A 15,830-nucleotide genomic window follows, 5' to 3' on the forward strand; every position below is an offset into this window, starting at 1 on the left:
AGTTGTGACGACCCCATGAACGATCCCTGGATTCGCGCAGGTTGACAGGTTTCAGCAGGGCCGATCACCATGGCCTCACACTGTGGCGCATGTGACCAATGGGCCGCGTGTCTCCTCTGACTTCTTTCGCTCACTCGAGCTTCTGCGATGGGATATCCATGTCCATAGCCAGACGTGTCACCGCGCGCCGCCTGCTGGGGACGGGCGCCGCGTCGCTCGCCCTCTGCGCCGCCTCGGTCGCCGCCGCCTCCGGCGCCTGGGCCCACGGCTCGCACGGCGGTGACGGCTGGAAGACCGGCGGCCACTACGCGCCCGGCACCGGCGCGGGCACCGAGACCGGCACCGACCGCTGCCAGTTCTCGCTGGACGGCGTGAACTTCTTCGACTCGGTGAAGGTGGACGACCAGAACCTCAAGCCGACCGAGGACGGCAAGGTCCACATCAAGGTCCGCGCCGCCGGGGACGCGGCCGGCTGCACCGCCTCCCTCGCCTCCTACCTCGCCCACGGCGCGAGCTTCGCCACCTCCGGCGAGCAGGTCTTCGCCGACTTCGACACGGTGAACGTCAAGCCGGGCGCCACCGACTCCCTCGACATCGCGGTCCCGGACGCGGGCTGCTTCGCGCAGATCGACCTCTACCGGGGCGCGGTCAAGTTCGACGGCAGGACCGACGCGAACGACGGCCTCGAGCACGGGGACCTGCCCAAGGGCCCGGACCACCCGGTCATCAAGGACAAGCTGATCGCGGCCTGGAACGGCGGCACGAAGGACTGCACGGGCGCCGAGAAGCCGCAGTCCCCGTCGCCCAGCGCCCCCGCCGAGGAGACGGGCACGCCCACGCCGGGCGCCTCGGAGTCCTCCACGACGCCGTCCCCGGCCGCCTCGGAGTCCGCGCCCGCCCCGTCCTCCTCCGAGTCCGCGCCGGCGCCGTCCGCCTCCGAGTCGCAGGCCGGCTCCGCTCCCACGCCGAACGGCGGCGGTGACACCGGGGGCGACCTCGCGGAGACCGGTGGCGGCGGCAACTCGGGCCTGATCGCGGGCGGGGCAGCCGTGCTGGTCGCCGGCGGCGCCGCGTTCGTGCTCGTCGCCCGCCGCAAGCGGGGCGCCCAGAGCTGACCGCTCCCCGCGAGGCCGAACACGCTCCGCGGGACACGCGCACGGGGCCGAGCGCCCGCCACGACCCCCGTCGCCCGAAGCGGCCGCAAGGCCCGCGGGCGGTGGGGGTCGTCGTGCCGGGCGGGCCCGACCGGCGGCGCGGGCGGCCGGTCCCCGGGGAGCGGCGCGGGCACAGCGGCGCGCGGGTGGGGGAACGCCGTCCAGCGGGAGGCCGGGTCCGCGGGCGGCGCTTCAGGCCGCCGTGCCCTGGGGCCCCTCGACGGTCTCCAGGTACAGCTTCACGTACCGGTCCACGTCCACCTGCAACGCCACGTCCACCAGCGCCTGTTCGCGGGCGCCCTCGTGGATCTCGGACTCGCCGGGGCGGGGGCGGCGGTCGACCAGCGTCTGCCCGCGGGCCGGACCGGGGGCCAGGGAGACCTCGACCGGCAGGAGGCGGGTGGTGATGCCCACCGGATCGGCGACCGCGCACACCGCGCCCGCGTCACCCAGTCCGCCCGCCTCCTCGGCCTCCGGCTCGCCGCCCTGTGCGGTGGGCCGGTGGGCGAGGAGTTCCCCGGCCAGCCGGGTGCCCGGGTCGGCGGCGGCGCGCAGCCGTTGCACATCGGCGCCGGGCACGACGACCCGCATGAAGACGTCCAGTCCGTACATGGTGATCGGCACCCCGGCGGTGAGCAGCACCGCCGCCGCCTCGGGGTCGTGCCAGACGTTGAACTCCGCCACCGGGGTGGCGTTTCCGGTGGCGACCGCGCCGCCCATGAAGACGATCCGCTCGATATTGCGGGTCACCTCCGGGTGGGTGCGCAGCAGCAGGGCGATGTTGGTGAGCGGGGCCGTGGGCACGAGGGTGACCGGGCGGGGGGAGGCCAGGATCTCCCGGCGGAGCAGGGTCACGGCGTCCACGTCGGCCGGGGCGCGCCTGGGCGCGGGCAGGCCCAGGTCGCCCATGCCGTCCGAACCGTGCACGTGCCGGGCCGGGCGGGCCGGCTCGATCAGCGGGCGCTCGGCGCCGCGCGCCACCGGGATGCCGGGGGCGCCGGCCCGCTCCAGCACGGTCAGGGTGTTGCGGACCACCCCGTCCACGTCCGTGTTCCCGGCCACGCAGGTGACGGCCCGCAGGTCCAGCCCCGGATGCCGTACGGCGAACAGCAGGGCCAGGGCGTCGTCGACGCCGGTGTCACAGTCGATGATCACGGGAATACCGGACTGCCCGGTCACGACGGTCTCCTTCCACCACCCGGGGAACGCGCCACGAAAGCCTCCTCAGCCTACGGCCGCCCGGCGTGCCCGGTCGCGCGGCGGCCGCCCGGAGCCTGGCGCGGGCGAGGGCCCCTCACTCGGACGGCCCGGAGCGCTGGTGGGCCGGTGGGAGCGGTGGTGGCCTGAGAGGTGGCACCACCACCGGCCCGCCCAGGAGGCCCCCCGATGACCGCCGCGATACGCACCCGTGCCCTCCCGCTCGCCGCTCTCGCGGCCGGCCTCCCCGCCCTCTCCGGCTGCGCGGCCCTCGGCCTGGAGCACCCGCCGACCGCGGAGCAGCCGCTGCCCACCGTGGCCGCCTCGCCCACGCCGAAGGCGTCCGGCGGCGACGGCGTCCTGCTCAGCGACGACCAGGCCCGGGCCGCGCTGCTCACGCAGACCGACCTCGGCGCCCCCTGGACGGCCACGGGCGGGGCGGCCACCTGGCGCGACGGTCTGCTGAAGGCGTCGACCACGACGGCGGAGTGCCAGCGCCTGCTCGACGCGCTCTACACCGACGAACTCCTCGGCGCCCCCGCACGGGCCGCCGTCGGCCTGGACGACCCGGACACCGGCGCCCAGCTCCGCTACCAGGTCGGCGCCCGCCGCCCGGCGGACGTGGACGCCGCCCTCGCCTGGCTGCGCACGATGCCGGAGCGGTGCGCCCGGTTCACCGCCACCACGCAGAACGGCCTGGTGGAGGACGTCCAGGTGCAGGAGGCTCCGCTGCCGGAGGTCGGTGACGCGCGCCAGGGCCTGCGGCTCAGCCTCTACACCACGACGTCCGACGAGCAGGACGTCGTCCTCACGATGGACGTGGCCGCCGTCCGCGTCGGGGCGGACAGTCTCGCGCTCACCAACGGCGGCCTGGGCGACGTGCCGAACGAGGCGACCCAGGCCGCGGTCCAGGTCGGCGCGCTGCGCCTGGCAGCCGTGCGCAAGCAGGGCCGGGCCGAGGTCTGAGGCACCCGAGGCACGCCAGGCACGCCAGATACGCCAGGCACCCGCCGAGGGCCGGCCGGCCCTCGGCGGGAAGGGGTCACAGCGGGGGCTGGGCCGGGGCCGGGCCGAGGGTGGTGGTGCCGGGGGCGGTGCGGTGGCCCAGGCCGGTGCGGTAGGCGTCGAGGGCCGCTTCGACCCGGCCGGTGCGGCGCAGCAGGTCGCCCAGCAGACGGCACAGGTCGGCGAGGTCGCCGGCCGCCCCGGCCCGTTCCAGCAGGCTGAGGGCGCGGACGTAGTGCTCCTCGGCCGCCTCGGTGTCGCGGGCGTCCTCGGCGATGATGCCGAGGAGGCGGTGCGCGGCGGCCGCGTGGACGGCGCCGCGCTCGGAGGAGAAGTCGCCGAGGACCCCGTTCAGCAGCTCGGCCGCCTCGGCGGACCGGCCCCGCCGGTGCAGTACGTCGGCGAGTTCGACGGCGGCCTGGCTGCGGTAGAGCGCCGCCCGGGTCTGGGAGAGCATGGTGAGGGCCTGGCGCAGCTCGGCCTCCGCGCGGTCGAGTTCGCCGTTCTGGGCGCAGACGTAGCCGCGCATCCAGTGGCAGTTGGCGAGTTCGGTGCGCAGCTGGAGCTGCCGGTTCAGCTCGGCCGCCTTGGCCAGGGAGGCGTCCGCCTCGGCGAGGCGGCCCTCGGCGAGCAGGGTGCGGGCGACCGAGCGGTGCATCCGGGCGACCAGCGCGGGGTCGGCCACCTGCGGGGCGAGCGCGAGGGCGAACTCGGCGGCCTGCGCGGCGCGGGCGTGGGCGCCCATGTCCATGTACGGGCCGATGACACCGGCGTACAGGAGCAGCAGGGCGTCCGGGTCGTGCAGGCCGCCGCGGTTCAGCTCGTCGAGCGCGGACTCCAGGAGGTAGACGGCGTAACGGAGTTCGCCGGCGAGGTAGTGGGAGACCGCACGGCCGCGCACGGCCGGTACCCGGGCGGGCAGCGACTCCCCGGCCAGGCGTTCCTCGGCCCGCTCGAAGTGCTCACGGGCCCGTTCCAGCTCTCCCGCCTGCAAGGCGGTCTCACCGAGCCCGAGCAGCGCGGTGGCCTGCTCGGCGAGCAGCCCGTGGGCCTCCGCCTCGGCGAGCAGCCCGGCGTACCGGGTGGCCGCCTCCTCGCAGTCGCCGTCGGCGAGGGCGCGCTGGGCCTCGGCGAGCCGCAGCCGCAGGGCGGTGGCCAGGTGGGCGGGCCGGCCGACGGCGAGTTCCTCGAAGGCGACCCCGAGCCGGCCCGCGATGTGCCGCAGCGCCTCGTCGGAGGCCCGGACCCGGCCCGCCTCCAGGGTGGAGATGTAGGCGGGGGTGTAAGCGGGCTCCGCCAACTGCCTTTGGGTCAGGCCCCGTTCGGTGCGCAGTTGCTGTACGCGCCGCCCCACGACCTGCGGATCGTCTCGTTCCGGCATCGCCCCGTCGCCCCCAACTCCCCTGTGAGCCCTTGCCGTTCGCCCTGGGCCCCCTCTAGGTTAAACGGCGGATTAAGCATGTTTAACAAGCCGCTGTCGTAGCGAGGTCGCCGTGCCCGGACGTACATCCGAACCCTACGGACGCCCCGCCGCACCGGCACCCGTCCGGCTCCGCCCGGGCGGCCGGACGCCCACCGCCCGCGGAGTGGCCGCGGCCGTGCTCGCCGTCGCGGCGCTGGTCACGGCGGCCAACGTGGGACCGGCCAGGGCGGCGGACCGGCCGCCGGACCCGCCGGCCGTGGGCCGGAGCCTGCCCTGACACCCCCGCGCGCCCGAACCACCGAAGTGTTGGGACGAGTTCGTCAACCCCTTCGAAGGTTGTACGGGAGTGGCATATCTCACCAGCCATCCATTCTCATCGAGTCACGCCGATAAAGTGTGCGATCCGGTGCAGCCGGAGACGCGGCAGGCGCCGTCGTCGGGGTGGGAAGGCAGAGAATGACGCTGGACGCACAGGCGCGGCCGGACGGCCACGGCGGCCACGGCGGCCACGACGAGGGCCGGGGGGACGGCCGCGAGGACGACGACACGTCCGGCAGACCGCGCCGCTGGCGGCGGATACTGCGCTGGGCGGCCCTGGCCCTGGCGGCCCTCCTGTTCGGTGGCGCGGGCGCCGGCTACCTCTACTACGAGCACCTCAACGGCAACATCACCAAGGCCAGGCTGAACCTCGGCGACTCCGCGCCGCCCGAGGCGGCGCCGAACGCCGACGGCCAGACCCCGCTGAACATCCTGCTGATCGGCTCGGACAGCCGGAACAGCGCGGCGGACCTGAAGCTCGGCGGCTCCAGGGCCGACGTGGGCCGCCCGCCGCTCGCGGACGTCCAGATGCTGCTGCACGTCTCGGCCGACCGCAGCAACATGTCCGTGGTCAGCCTGCCGCGCGACACGATGATCCCGATCCCCAGGTGCACCGGCCCCGACGACGGCAGGGTGTACGGCGCGCTCACCCTGGCCATGGCCAACGAGTCGCTGGGCCGCGGCGGCCCGGGCTGCACGGTCGCCACCTGGCAGAAGCTCACCGGCATCCGCGTAGACCACTTCATGATGGTCGACTTCTCCGGTGTGGTCGCGATGGCCGACGCCATCGGCGGGGTCCCGGTGTGCGTCAAGGAGAACGTCTGGTCGCACACCTCCGAGGGCCACGGCTCGGGCCTGAAGCTCAAGGCGGGCACCACGTACGTCAGGGGCGAGCAGGCCCTGCAGTGGCTGCGCACCCGTTACGGCTTCGAGGACGGCACCGACGTCGGCCGCACCCACGCCCAGCACATGTACATGAACGCGATGGTCCGCCAGCTGCGCGCGAACGCGACCCTGGGCAACCCCACCGAGATGCGCCGGCTCGCGGAGACCGCGACGAAGGCGCTCACGGTCGACGAGGGCCTCGGCACGGTCAAGAAGCTGTACGACCTGTCCACGGAACTGCAGAAGGTCCCCACCGAGCGGATCACGATGACGACCCTGCCCACCGTGCAGTGGTCCCAGGACCACAACCGGCTGATGCCCGCCGCCGAGGACGCCGACCAGCTCCTCGCCATGGTCCGCACCGACACCCCGCTCGACGGCAAGGGCGCGGCACAGCTCACCGAGCAGGTGTCGGACGACCCCGCGGCCCCCGCCGGCACCCTCTCCGTGCAGGTCCGCAACGCCACCGGCACCACCACCGAGGCCCCCGTGCCGCGCCGGGCGGACGCGGTCGTCCGCGCGCTGCGCGACGAGGGGTTCACCGAGGCGGTCGTGGGCGCCGCGGCCGCACCGGCGGCACAGACGCTTCTGCAGTACCCGGACCACCACCTGGAGGGCGACGCCCAGGCCGTGGCCAAGGCCCTCGGCATCCCGCTGACCCAGCTGCGCGTCTCCGGCGACGTCACGGGCGTCACCCTGACCGTGGGCGCCGACTGGCGCACCGGCCCCACCTATCCGAAGTCCGCGGCCCCGGCCAAGGCGCCCGAGTCCGCCGCCGTGCTGAACGGCGACAAGACCGACGCCTGCATGCCGGTGCAACCGGGTTTCACCTGGTGAGGCGGCTTCTCCCAAGAAGAGGGAGACTCAGGGGCCACCGGCTTTTTTGTCGGTGACATGACTTAGTCTTCGCTCACTCGTCACGCGCGGTGCGCGGCGGCCGTACGCCGGCCGCGCCGCGTGGCGCCCCATCTCCTCATTCGTTCCGGGGGGGGTTCGAACCAGCGTGCGTATACGCACCCTTCCCGCGGCCGCCGCACTGGCGGCCACGATCGGCTCGATGGCGCTCGCCGCGCCGTCGTACGCCGACACCGACCGGTCCATTCCGGTCTGGAACGTCGACGACACCGTGGTCGACGGGCTCCACCAGCAGGTCTTCCTGAGCGACAGCTACAAGAACCAGATCGTCGTCACCGACTACTCGGGCCGGGTCGTCGGCACCGTCACCGGCCTCGGCGGGTCGCGGACCTCCAGCTGAGCCCGGACGCCGGCACCGGCCGGCGGATGCGCGTCCGCTCCTCCTGCTACAACTTCTCGTCCGGCGACAACGTCAACTCCACGACGCACGGCGCCTGGAAGTACTTCGTCTTCACCAGCTGAGCGGGTCACCCCGCCTGGAGCTGCCGCAGGTGCCGCTGGACGTTCTCCAGCGCGCCCCGGCGGCGGCCCGGTACCCGCAGCCTCAGCTCCGCGAGCGCGGGCCCGAGTTCACGGGCCCGCGCCGCGTCCTTCACACGGCTCCACTGATGGTGGGCCCGGTCCACGGCAGCCTCCACGGCGGGCGCGTCCGGCGCCTGCCCCGCCGCCAGCCGCACCTGGGCCACCGCCAGCCAGGCCCGGCAGCTGCGTGCCGCGTCCCCGGCGAACATGGCGAGGTCCGCGCGGACCTCGGCCCAGTGCAGGGCCTCCCCGGAGGCGGGTCCGAAGGCGCGCACGGCGGCTTCCTCCTGCCGCGCGGCGAGCGAGTCGGCCTCGGCGTGCCGGCCCGCCCGGACGGCGTCGCTGATGGCCCCGTGCGGATCGCCCGGGGCGGCCGGCGGCGCGGCCACCGGCGCGCCCGGCGTGTACGGGCGGGGCACCACGGGCAGGTGGGCGGGCCCCTGGACGGGCCCCCCGGGGCCGGCCAGCACCAGGTCGCGTCCAGCGTCCTGCTCGGTGAGCCGGGCCAGCGCCTGCTCGTGCAACCGGGCGAGCGGCGGCCGGTGCCCGCTGCGCAGCAGCGTCGCCACCGCCTTCATGTACGCCGGCTCGGCCGGCCCCCGTCTCCTGGCCGGGGGCGCGATCCGGCCGTAGACCGCGGTCGTGCGCCCGGAGTCCAGGGGGTGCTCGGCGAGCCGGCGCCAGGTCTCCGCGTCCGCGTGCAGGTCGACCAGGAGCGCGGTGTCGGCGGCGGAGCGCAGCCGCAGCTCCTCCCGGATCCAGTCCCAGGGCAGGGCCGTGTAGCGGACGGTCGCCGGGGTGGTGCGGGCCAGCGCGAGGTGGGGCCGGCGCTGCCGCCGGTCCAGGTGGAGCTGCCCGGTGACGTAGACGGTGAGCGGCCCCGGCGCGGCCGCGGCGGCGCGCAGCCGGGTGAGGACGGCCTGCGGTTGCAGCGGGTCGGCGAGTTCGACCACGTTCGCGGTGTCGGTGCCGGACAGCACCGCGGGGGCGACCGCGGCCAGGACGGGCAGCACGCCGGCCGCGTCCACCAGACGCCCCCGGCCCAGCGGCGAGGCCGCGAGCAGCAGCACGGTTCCGGGCATCGTCCCTCCCCTGTGGATCGCCCCTGTGGCTCGCCTACAGCCAGCACCGTAGCCGCTGCTGCTGCAAAGGGTCGGCTCAGGACCGCAAACGTCCCTGTTCGGGTTGTTCGGGTGTGGGTGTCCGCCGGACGGCGAAGACCGTGGTGTCGTCCTCCAGGTGGCCGCGGGTGTGTCCGAGCACGCCGTCGCGGACCCGGCGCACCAGCCGGTGCGGTTCGGCGCGGCGCGGGTCGGCCGTGGCCGCCCGGGCCACCTCGGGGACGAGCGGGTAGAACTCCCCGGCCTCGTCCCGTGCCTCGGTCACCCCGTCGGTCACCAGCAGCAGGGTCTCCTCGCAGCCGAACCGCACCCGGTGCAGCGGCGGGCGGCTGCCCGCCAGGTCGCCGAGCCCGAGCGGCAGGCCGTCCCCGGCCGGCAGCGCGCGCACCCCCTGCGGGCCGACCGCGAGCGGCGGCTCATGGCCGAAGTTGATCAGCTCGACGGTCTCCGTGGCGTCGTCGGGGAAGCCGAGCAGCACGGCGGTGGAGAAGCGGTCGCCGTCGTCGGCGCCCAGCGCGATGCGGTGCAGGCGGTGCCGTGTCATGCGGTTCTCCAGCCGCTCGGCGACGACCGTCAGGTCAGCCTCGTGGTAGGCGGACTCCCGGAAGGTGCCGAGCAGCGCGGCCGCCGTCTCCACCGCGCCGAGCCCCTTGCCCTGGACGTCCCCGACGAGGACCCGGGTGCCGTGCGGGCCGGGCTGGATGTCGTAGTAGTCGCCGCCGACCCGGGCGTCCACGTCGGCGGCCAGGTAGACACCCGCGTGCTCCAGCCCGCCCCAGTCCGGCGGCAGCCTGCGCAGCACGGTGCGGCGGGTGGTGTCGGCGATGTCCCGCATGTGCAGCATCTCCCGCTCCCTGCGCACCCGCGCGGCGGAGGCCAGGGTGGCCAGGGCGCCGCCGAGGGCGACCAGCAGGAAGTCGGGGAGTCCCGCCCGGTGCTCGCTGGGCCAGACGCGGTCCACGGCGACGTACGTGAACAGCGACAGCACCGCGTACCCGGCGGTCGTCCACACCCCGCACACGGCCGCGGCCGTGCCGGGGACCAGCACGATCCAGGAGACGATGCGGAACCACTCACCCGTCTCGAGGTCCAGCAGCGTGATGGCGGCGAGCAGCAGCAGCGGCAGCAGCTGGAGCGCGGTCCGCCCGCGCGTCCACAGCGGCTGCCGCCGGCGCCGGGACTCCACCTGCGTCACGGCGGGCAGCGCTCCATGCCGTTCAGCGAAACACGGGATCACGACGGCCGCATCCGGGCACCCGGCCCGTCCGACCGACTTGCCAGGCCGTCCCGCCAGGTGTGCCCTGGAGACCGGGGGCGAGGAGCGAGAGGAGTGCTCTCATGGCTCATGCGGCACCCGCACCCGGCGGAATGCCCCAGCGGACGACGGCGCCCCGGCCCGGCGGCCGGGACACCGGCGCGGTCCGCCGGCTGCCCGACATCTTCAGCGAGCGGACCCACGCGGTCGCGCGGTGGGCGCTGCCCATCGTGCTCGGTGTGGTCTACGGCTACTGGGCGGCCGCCAACACCCGCTACGGCGGTCCCATCACCGGCTGGAACGTGCTGTTCGGCGTGGTGACGGGCGTCGTCTTCTTCGCCGTCTTCCGGGCCCTTGAGTCCTACGCCGTACGACGCCGGCGCGAGGTGCACGCGGTGCTGTGGGCGGCCTTCACGGGCATCGCCGTCGGCTTCCTGTACAGCCTGAGCGGGCGCGGCCACGGCGTGTGGGAGTCCACGGTGCTGGCCCTGGCGGTCGCCGTACCAATGTTCGTGGTGGTGTTCTACCGCTACTACACGCACGAGGACGCCGCGGGCCGCCGCATCCGGTGACGGCCGGGGTCCGCCCGCGCGGCGCGGGCGGACCCGAGTCATCGGCACCGCGTCCGCCCGGCGCGCGGTGAGCGCCTGAGCCCCGGCCGGACGATCCGCCCGGGGCCCGCGCACACCCCTGTGCCCACCGCCCTCACCGGTCGCAGGGCCCGCCTCCGGGCTGCTCCTCCCGGCGCCGGTGAGCGCCCGCCCGGGTGAACCCTCCGCCGGAAGCAGGGGCACTCGGGTTCCGGCGGTGGGCGGCCCGGCTGGCCCGTTCGGTGGACTCCGTCCCCCGAATGCAGTCGTCCCGCTCGCGCACCCGGGCGCGCGGCTCTTGCCTTGAAGGGTGCCCCCACGCCTCAGGAGCGCCCTGTCGGCCGCCCTGATCGCCGTCTCCTGCCTCCTCGTGCCGTTCGGCGCGCTGGCGGCCTGGGCGGCGTACGGACTAGCCGACACGGGCCGGTACGTCACCGCGATGGCCCCGCTCGCCGCCGACCCCGACGTGCGGGAAGCCGTCGTGGAGACCGTCGGGGACGGCATCCTGCGCGAGGTGGACCAGCGGATGCACGTGCGTCCGCTGCAGGGCTCGGTCACCCCGTTCGTGCACGAGGCGGTGCGCTCCTTCACCCAGACCCGGGCCTTCCGGATGGCCTGGGACACCGGCAACCGGGTCACCCACGACGCCGTCCTGCGCGCCCTGCGCCAGGACGCCGGCTCCGGCGCGGCGGACGCCGGCCCGGTCACCGTCGACCTCGCCCCCGTCACCGCCCAGGTCAAGCAGCAGCTCGCCGACGACCACATCACGCTCGCCGCGCGCATCCCGGTCGAGCACACCGCTGTGCCGGTGCTCGAGGCGCACGAGGTGGCCCCGCTGCGGAAGGGATTCCACGTGCTCGAAGTCGCCGGTTTCTGGTGCCCTGTCGCGGCCGTCGTCTTCGCGGTCGCCGGAATCGCCCTGGCGGTCCACCGCCGGCGCGCGATCGTGGCGACCGCGCTGGGCACGGCCCTGGGCGGCGGGCTGCTCGCCCTCGCCCTCGTCGTCGGCCGCGGCCTCACCCTCGACGGCCTGGCCGACGGCGTGTCCCGCCCGGCCGCAGGAGCGGTCTACGACGCCCTGACCGGCACCCTGCGCACGGCCTCCTGGCTGCTGATCGGCCTCGGCCTCGCGGTGGCCCTCACCGCTCTGCTCACCCGCCGGCTGCGGTCGCGGCCGCCCCGTCCCGCGCGACGCCGGCGAGGGTCCGCAGCGCCCACGCAAGCCGAGGCTCCGGAGCCGAGCCGAGCCCGAGTCTGACCGCGTCCGGCGTACGGCTCGGGTCCACCCGGAAGGCCGTGCCCGGGGTCACCGCGATCCCGTGCGCCCGGGCCGCCGCGGTGAAGGTGTCCGCCCGCCAGGGCGCGGGCAGCCGCCACCAGGCGAAGTAGGCGGCCGGGTCGGACCGTACGGCGAAGCCGGCCAGTTCCTCGGCGACCAGCCGCTGCCTGCGGGCGGCGTCCCGCCGCTTGGCGTCGACCAGCCGCGCCACGGTCCCGTCGCCGATCCACCGCACGGCCGCCTCCAGCGCGAAGGAACCCGCGCTCCAGCCGCCGGACCTGATGGCGCGCGCCACCGCCTCGGCCCGCCCGGCCGGCACCGCGGTGAACCCCGCCGTGAGCCCTGGCGCGACCCGCTTGGACAGCCCGTCGACCAGGTGCACGAGGTCCGGGGCCAGGGCGGCCAGCGGCGGCGGGCCGGCCGGTTGCAGGAAGGACCAGATCCGGTCCTCCACGACCGGTATCCCCAGGCTGTGGACGACGTCGGCCAGCCGGGCCCGGCGCTCGGCGTCCATGGTCAGCGAGGTCGGGTTGTGCAGGGTCGGCTGGAGGTAGAGGGCGGACAGCGGGGCGGTGCGGTGGGCCGCCGCGACCGACTCGGCGAGCGGTCCTCCGTCGTCGGCCGCGAGCGGGACGAGGACGCAGCCGAGCCGGCCCGCGATCTCCTTGACCAGCGGGTACGTCAGCGGCTCCACACCGACCCGGCCGCCCGGCCGGACCAGGGAGGCGAGGGTGGCGGCGATGGCCTGGCGGGCGTTGCCGGTGAAGAGCAGCCCCGCCGGGTCGGGCCGCCAGCCGTCCGTGGCCAGCAGCGCTCCGACCGCCTCCCGGGCGGCCCCGGTGCCGGCGGCCGCGGCGGGCCGCAGCGCCCCGGTCAGCGCGTCCGGCCGCAACAGCGACGCGAGCGCGGGGGCCAGCAGCTCCGACTGGCCGGGCGCTGACGGGTAGTTCAGCTCCAGGTTCACGGGCGTGGCGGCGGCCGCCTCGGTCAGCGACCGGCCCGGCTGCCCGTCCGGCTCGGTGGCCCGGACGAACGTGCCGCGCCCGACCTCGCCCACCACCAGCCCCCGGCGCACGAGTTCGGCGTACACCCGGCCCGCCGTGGAGGCGGCGATCCCGTGCCGCCGGGCGAACGCCCGCTGCGGTGGCAGCCGTTGTCCCGGCCGGAGCCGCCCGGAGCCGATGTCGGCGGTGATCCGGTCGGCGATGCGCCGGTAGTCCTCCACAAGTCCCCCTGCCGACAGTCGCTTTGGATTGCACCGAGGGCAAAGATTTTATTGCACCGACGAGACGGGGAACCCTAGGGTCGATCACATGCCCCCCTTCCTCGCATACGCTGACAAAGACCCCGGAACCTCCGCCCGCACCCCGCTCGTGCTCGTCCACGGCCACCCCTTCGACCGCACGATGTGGGCCCCGCAACTGGCCGCGCTCGCAGACGGGCGCCGGGTGATCGCCCCCGACCTGCGCGGCTACGGCGCCTCCCCGGTGACCCCCGGCACCGTCCCGCTCTCCCGCCACGCCCGCGACATCGAGGAACTGCTCGGCTTCCTGGGGGTGGACACCTTCGTCCTGGCCGGGCTGTCGATGGGCGGCCAGATCGCCATGGAGTGCTGCGACCGTCTCGGCGACCGCGTGCGGGGCCTGGTCCTCGCGGACACCTTCCCCGCCCCCGAGACACCGGAGGGCAGGCGGGGCCGCACCGCCCTGGCCGGCCGGCTGGTCGCCGAGGGCATGCGCGGCTACGCCGACGAGGTCCTGGAGAAGATGGTCGCCCCCTACGCCGACCCGCGGGTCAAGGCCCATGTGCACGGCATGATGACGGCCACCTCCCCGGAGGGCGCCGCGGCCTCCCTGCGCGGCCGCGCCGAACGCCCCGACTACCGCCCGTTGCTGACCCGCATCACCGTTCCGGCACTGGTCGTGGTGGGCGCCGACGACACCTTCACACCGGTCGCCGACGCGCGGGCCATGCACGCGCTGCTGCCCGACTCCACCCTGCACGTGTCCGAGGGCGCGGCCCACATGCCGAACCTGGAGCGCCCCGAGGAGTTCAACGAGGTGCTGGGACAGTTCCTGGCCCGGGTGGACGCGGCGCGCACAGGCCCCACCGGGTGACCGTCACCTCCGCCGACGCCGTTCCCGGCTGTCGCAGAGACCGAAAAGCAACCTCGGGCCGCTAACCTTACGTGTCCGTCCTGGCCAGGGATTAACGGGTACCAACTCACGCAAAGGGTTGCGCACATGGGCATTCTCACTCTCCTGCGGAACGCATTCGGCCGGGGGCGCAAGGCGCGCACCGCCGAAGCAGAGGGTGCGGACCGACGTCCGTCGCAGGAACCGGAGCCGACGACCACCACCGACCCGGCCCCGGCCCCGACCGCCCAGGTCCCCGAGCCCCGCACCTCGTCCCCCGACGAGCACGAACTGGTCTCGGCCGCCTTCGACAACATCGCGGTCCCCCGCCAGCCCACCGACCGCGCCCCGGAACCCGAGCTCGTCCTCGACCTCACCCCGGAACCGGAGCCGGCCCCCGAGCCCGAGCCGACGAAGGCAGCGGCCGAGGCCACCGAGGCAGCGGCCCAGGCCGAGACGGCAGCGGCGGCGGAGGCGACGGCCGACACGCCCCCGGCACCTGAGGTGAAGGCCGAGCCGGAGACGACGCCTCAGGCCCACACCGAGCCCGAGCCGGAGCCGAAGGCCGAGGCCGAGGCCGAGGCCGAGGCCGAGGCCGAGCCGAGCGAACCCGAGTCGGAGCCGAAGGCCGAGGCCGAGCCTGAGGCGGATGCCATGCCTCAGGCAGAGGCAGAGGCGAAGGCCGCGACAGAGCCCGAGCCGAGCGAAGCCAAGGCGGAGCCGAAGGCCGAGGCCACGCCCGAGGCGGACGCGAGCGAGGCGAAGCCGAACGAGGCGACTGACGCAGACCCGGCGGCGGAAGCGAAGCCGAAGGCTGAGGCTCAGCCGGAGCCGAAGCCGAAGGTTGAGGCCGAGGCGAAGGCCGAGCCCGAGCCCGAAGCCAAGCCCGAGCCCGAGGCGAAGGCCGAGCCCGAGGCGGAGCCCGAGCCCGAAGCCAAGCCCGAGCCCGAAGCCAAGCCCGAGCCCGAGGCGAAGGCCGAGCCCGAGGCGGAGCCCGAGCCCGAAGCCAAGCCCGAGCCCGAGGCGGAGCCCGAGCCGACTTCGCAGCCCATCCCGGAGCCGGCCAAGGCGGCCACGGAGCAGGAGCCGGAGCCGAGCTCCGAATCGACGCAGGCCGAGGCGGGCCAGAATGCCTCCACCCCCGAGCCGCGAGCCGCCGACGGCGAGGACACCCCACAGGGGCCACCCGCACCCGACAACGAGAGCCGCACGGGTGGTGCGGGTGGGAACGATCCCGCCGAAGGCGAAGCCGAGGCGACCGAGCCGCAGGCACCCTCCGCCGAAACAACCCCGGCACCCTCCGCCGAAACAACAGCGGCACCCGAACCCGCAACCCCCCTCACCAAAATCAACTCCCGCACCCCCTCCCTCACCACCGCCTACAACGCAGCCACCACCACCCTCGAAAAGCACAGCCTCACCGGCACCCGAGCGAAGCTCTACCTCGTCCTCGACCGCTCCGCGAGCATGCGCCCGTACTACAAGGACGGCTCCGCCCAGGCCCTCGCCGACCAGACCCTCGCCCTCGCCGCGCACCTCGACCCCGAGGCCACGGTCCACGTCGTCCTCTTCTCCACGGAGATCGACGGCACCACCGACCTCACCCTGGCCGAGGGCCACGAGACGAAGATCGACGACATCCACGCGAGCCTCGGCCGCATGGGCCGTACCAGCTACCACGCCGCCGTGGAAGCCGTACTCGCCCACCACGAGGAGAACAACGAAGCCGGTACCCCCGTCCTGGTGGTCTTCCAGACGGACGGTGCCCCCGACGCCAAGACCCCCGCGACCCAGTCCCTCACCGAGGCCGCGAAGAAGCACCCCGGCGTCTTCTTCTCCTTCGTCGCCTTCGGCGAGCACGACAACAAGGCCTTCGACTACCTGCGCAAACTGAAGACCGACAACACGTCCTTCTTCCACGCCGGCCCCGCCCCCCGCGAGCTCACGGACACCGAGCTCTACGAGGGCCTGCTGGCGGCCTGGCGCCCGTAGGAAGCCGTTCCCGGGGGGCGGACGACGCGTCCACCCCCC

14 protein-coding genes are annotated in these 15,830 nt (G+C 75.0%); 9 read left to right on the forward strand and 5 right to left on the reverse strand.

Going from position 1 to position 15,830, the window contains the following annotated elements; genetic code table 11:
* Positions 1 to 158: 158 nt before the first annotated feature.
* Positions 159 to 1,115 carry an LAETG motif-containing sortase-dependent surface protein gene (locus tag ACFQ9Z_RS12655; RefSeq protein WP_383015188.1) on the forward strand — a complete coding sequence of 319 codons (957 nt, stop codon included), beginning with the start codon at positions 159 to 161 and terminating at the stop codon, positions 1,113 to 1,115.
* A 231-nt stretch (positions 1,116 to 1,346) separates the two neighbouring features.
* On the opposite strand, the gene ACFQ9Z_RS12660 is transcribed toward ACFQ9Z_RS12655, so the two are convergent.
* Positions 1,347 to 2,333, reverse strand: coding sequence for a nucleoside hydrolase (locus ACFQ9Z_RS12660; RefSeq protein ID WP_383015191.1), 987 nt, complete (start codon positions 2,331 to 2,333; stop codon positions 1,347 to 1,349).
* Between the two features lie 207 nt (positions 2,334 to 2,540).
* Here ACFQ9Z_RS12660 and ACFQ9Z_RS12665 point away from each other — a divergent pair, with 207 nt between their 5' ends.
* Positions 2,541 to 3,317: a hypothetical protein gene (locus ACFQ9Z_RS12665; protein ID WP_383015194.1), complete on the forward strand. Its 777-nt coding sequence runs from the start codon at positions 2,541 to 2,543 to the stop codon at positions 3,315 to 3,317.
* Between the two features lie 76 nt (positions 3,318 to 3,393).
* Here the strand turns inward: ACFQ9Z_RS12665 and ACFQ9Z_RS12670 are convergent, their stop codons facing one another.
* Positions 3,394 to 4,737: a tetratricopeptide repeat protein gene (locus ACFQ9Z_RS12670; protein WP_383015197.1), complete on the reverse strand. Its 1,344-nt coding sequence runs from the start codon at positions 4,735 to 4,737 to the stop codon at positions 3,394 to 3,396.
* Between the two features lie 112 nt (positions 4,738 to 4,849).
* Here ACFQ9Z_RS12670 and ACFQ9Z_RS12675 point away from each other — a divergent pair, with 112 nt between their 5' ends.
* From ACFQ9Z_RS12675 to ACFQ9Z_RS12685, 3 genes are all read left to right on the forward strand, one after another.
* Entirely contained in the window at positions 4,850 to 5,056 is a 207-nt protein-coding gene (locus ACFQ9Z_RS12675; RefSeq protein WP_383015200.1) for a hypothetical protein, read from the forward strand.
* Positions 5,057 to 5,235: 179 nt separating this feature from the next.
* A complete protein-coding gene (locus ACFQ9Z_RS12680; protein WP_383015203.1) occupies positions 5,236 to 6,819 on the forward strand; it encodes an LCP family protein in 1,584 nt (527 codons plus the stop codon).
* Between the two features lie 166 nt (positions 6,820 to 6,985).
* Entirely contained in the window at positions 6,986 to 7,237 is a 252-nt protein-coding gene (locus tag ACFQ9Z_RS12685; protein WP_383015851.1) for a hypothetical protein, read from the forward strand.
* Between the two features lie 127 nt (positions 7,238 to 7,364).
* Here ACFQ9Z_RS12685 and ACFQ9Z_RS12690 read toward each other — a convergent pair whose 3' ends face one another.
* Together ACFQ9Z_RS12690 and ACFQ9Z_RS12695 are read right to left on the reverse strand one after the other, a co-directional pair.
* Positions 7,365 to 8,501 (reverse strand): hypothetical protein, encoded by a 1,137-nt coding sequence (locus tag ACFQ9Z_RS12690; RefSeq protein ID WP_383015206.1) that lies wholly within the window; start codon positions 8,499 to 8,501, stop codon positions 7,365 to 7,367.
* A 76-nt stretch (positions 8,502 to 8,577) separates the two neighbouring features.
* Positions 8,578 to 9,735: a PP2C family protein-serine/threonine phosphatase gene (locus ACFQ9Z_RS12695; protein WP_383015209.1), complete on the reverse strand. Its 1,158-nt coding sequence runs from the start codon at positions 9,733 to 9,735 to the stop codon at positions 8,578 to 8,580.
* A 143-nt stretch (positions 9,736 to 9,878) separates the two neighbouring features.
* Between ACFQ9Z_RS12695 and ACFQ9Z_RS12700 the strand changes: the two genes are divergently transcribed.
* Positions 9,879 to 10,367, forward strand: a complete 489-nt coding sequence (locus tag ACFQ9Z_RS12700) for a hypothetical protein (protein WP_383015212.1) — start codon at positions 9,879 to 9,881, stop codon at positions 10,365 to 10,367.
* Between the two features lie 328 nt (positions 10,368 to 10,695).
* The gene (locus ACFQ9Z_RS12705; RefSeq protein ID WP_383015215.1) at positions 10,696 to 11,643 is read left to right on the forward strand and encodes a hypothetical protein; all 948 of its coding nucleotides are present in this window, start codon (positions 10,696 to 10,698) and stop codon (positions 11,641 to 11,643) included.
* Here ACFQ9Z_RS12705 and ACFQ9Z_RS12710 read toward each other — a convergent pair.
* The gene (locus tag ACFQ9Z_RS12710; RefSeq protein WP_383015218.1) at positions 11,537 to 12,889 is read right to left on the reverse strand and encodes a PLP-dependent aminotransferase family protein; all 1,353 of its coding nucleotides are present in this window, start codon (positions 12,887 to 12,889) and stop codon (positions 11,537 to 11,539) included. The two genes, ACFQ9Z_RS12705 and ACFQ9Z_RS12710, sit on opposite strands and share 107 nt — an antisense overlap.
* 88 nt (positions 12,890 to 12,977) lie before the next feature.
* Here ACFQ9Z_RS12710 and ACFQ9Z_RS12715 point away from each other — a divergent pair, with 88 nt between their 5' ends.
* Positions 12,978 to 13,781 carry an alpha/beta fold hydrolase gene (locus ACFQ9Z_RS12715; RefSeq protein WP_383015221.1) on the forward strand — a complete coding sequence of 268 codons (804 nt, stop codon included), beginning with the start codon at positions 12,978 to 12,980 and terminating at the stop codon, positions 13,779 to 13,781.
* 126 nt (positions 13,782 to 13,907) lie between these two features.
* Positions 13,908 to 15,791, forward strand: a complete 1,884-nt coding sequence (locus tag ACFQ9Z_RS12720; RefSeq protein ID WP_383015224.1) for a VWA domain-containing protein — start codon at positions 13,908 to 13,910, stop codon at positions 15,789 to 15,791.
* The last annotated feature ends 39 nt before the right edge of the window (positions 15,792 to 15,830 follow it).

The organism is Streptomyces sp. NPDC056580 (assembly GCF_042793175.1).
Lineage (GTDB): Bacteria > Actinomycetota > Actinomycetes > Streptomycetales > Streptomycetaceae > Streptomyces.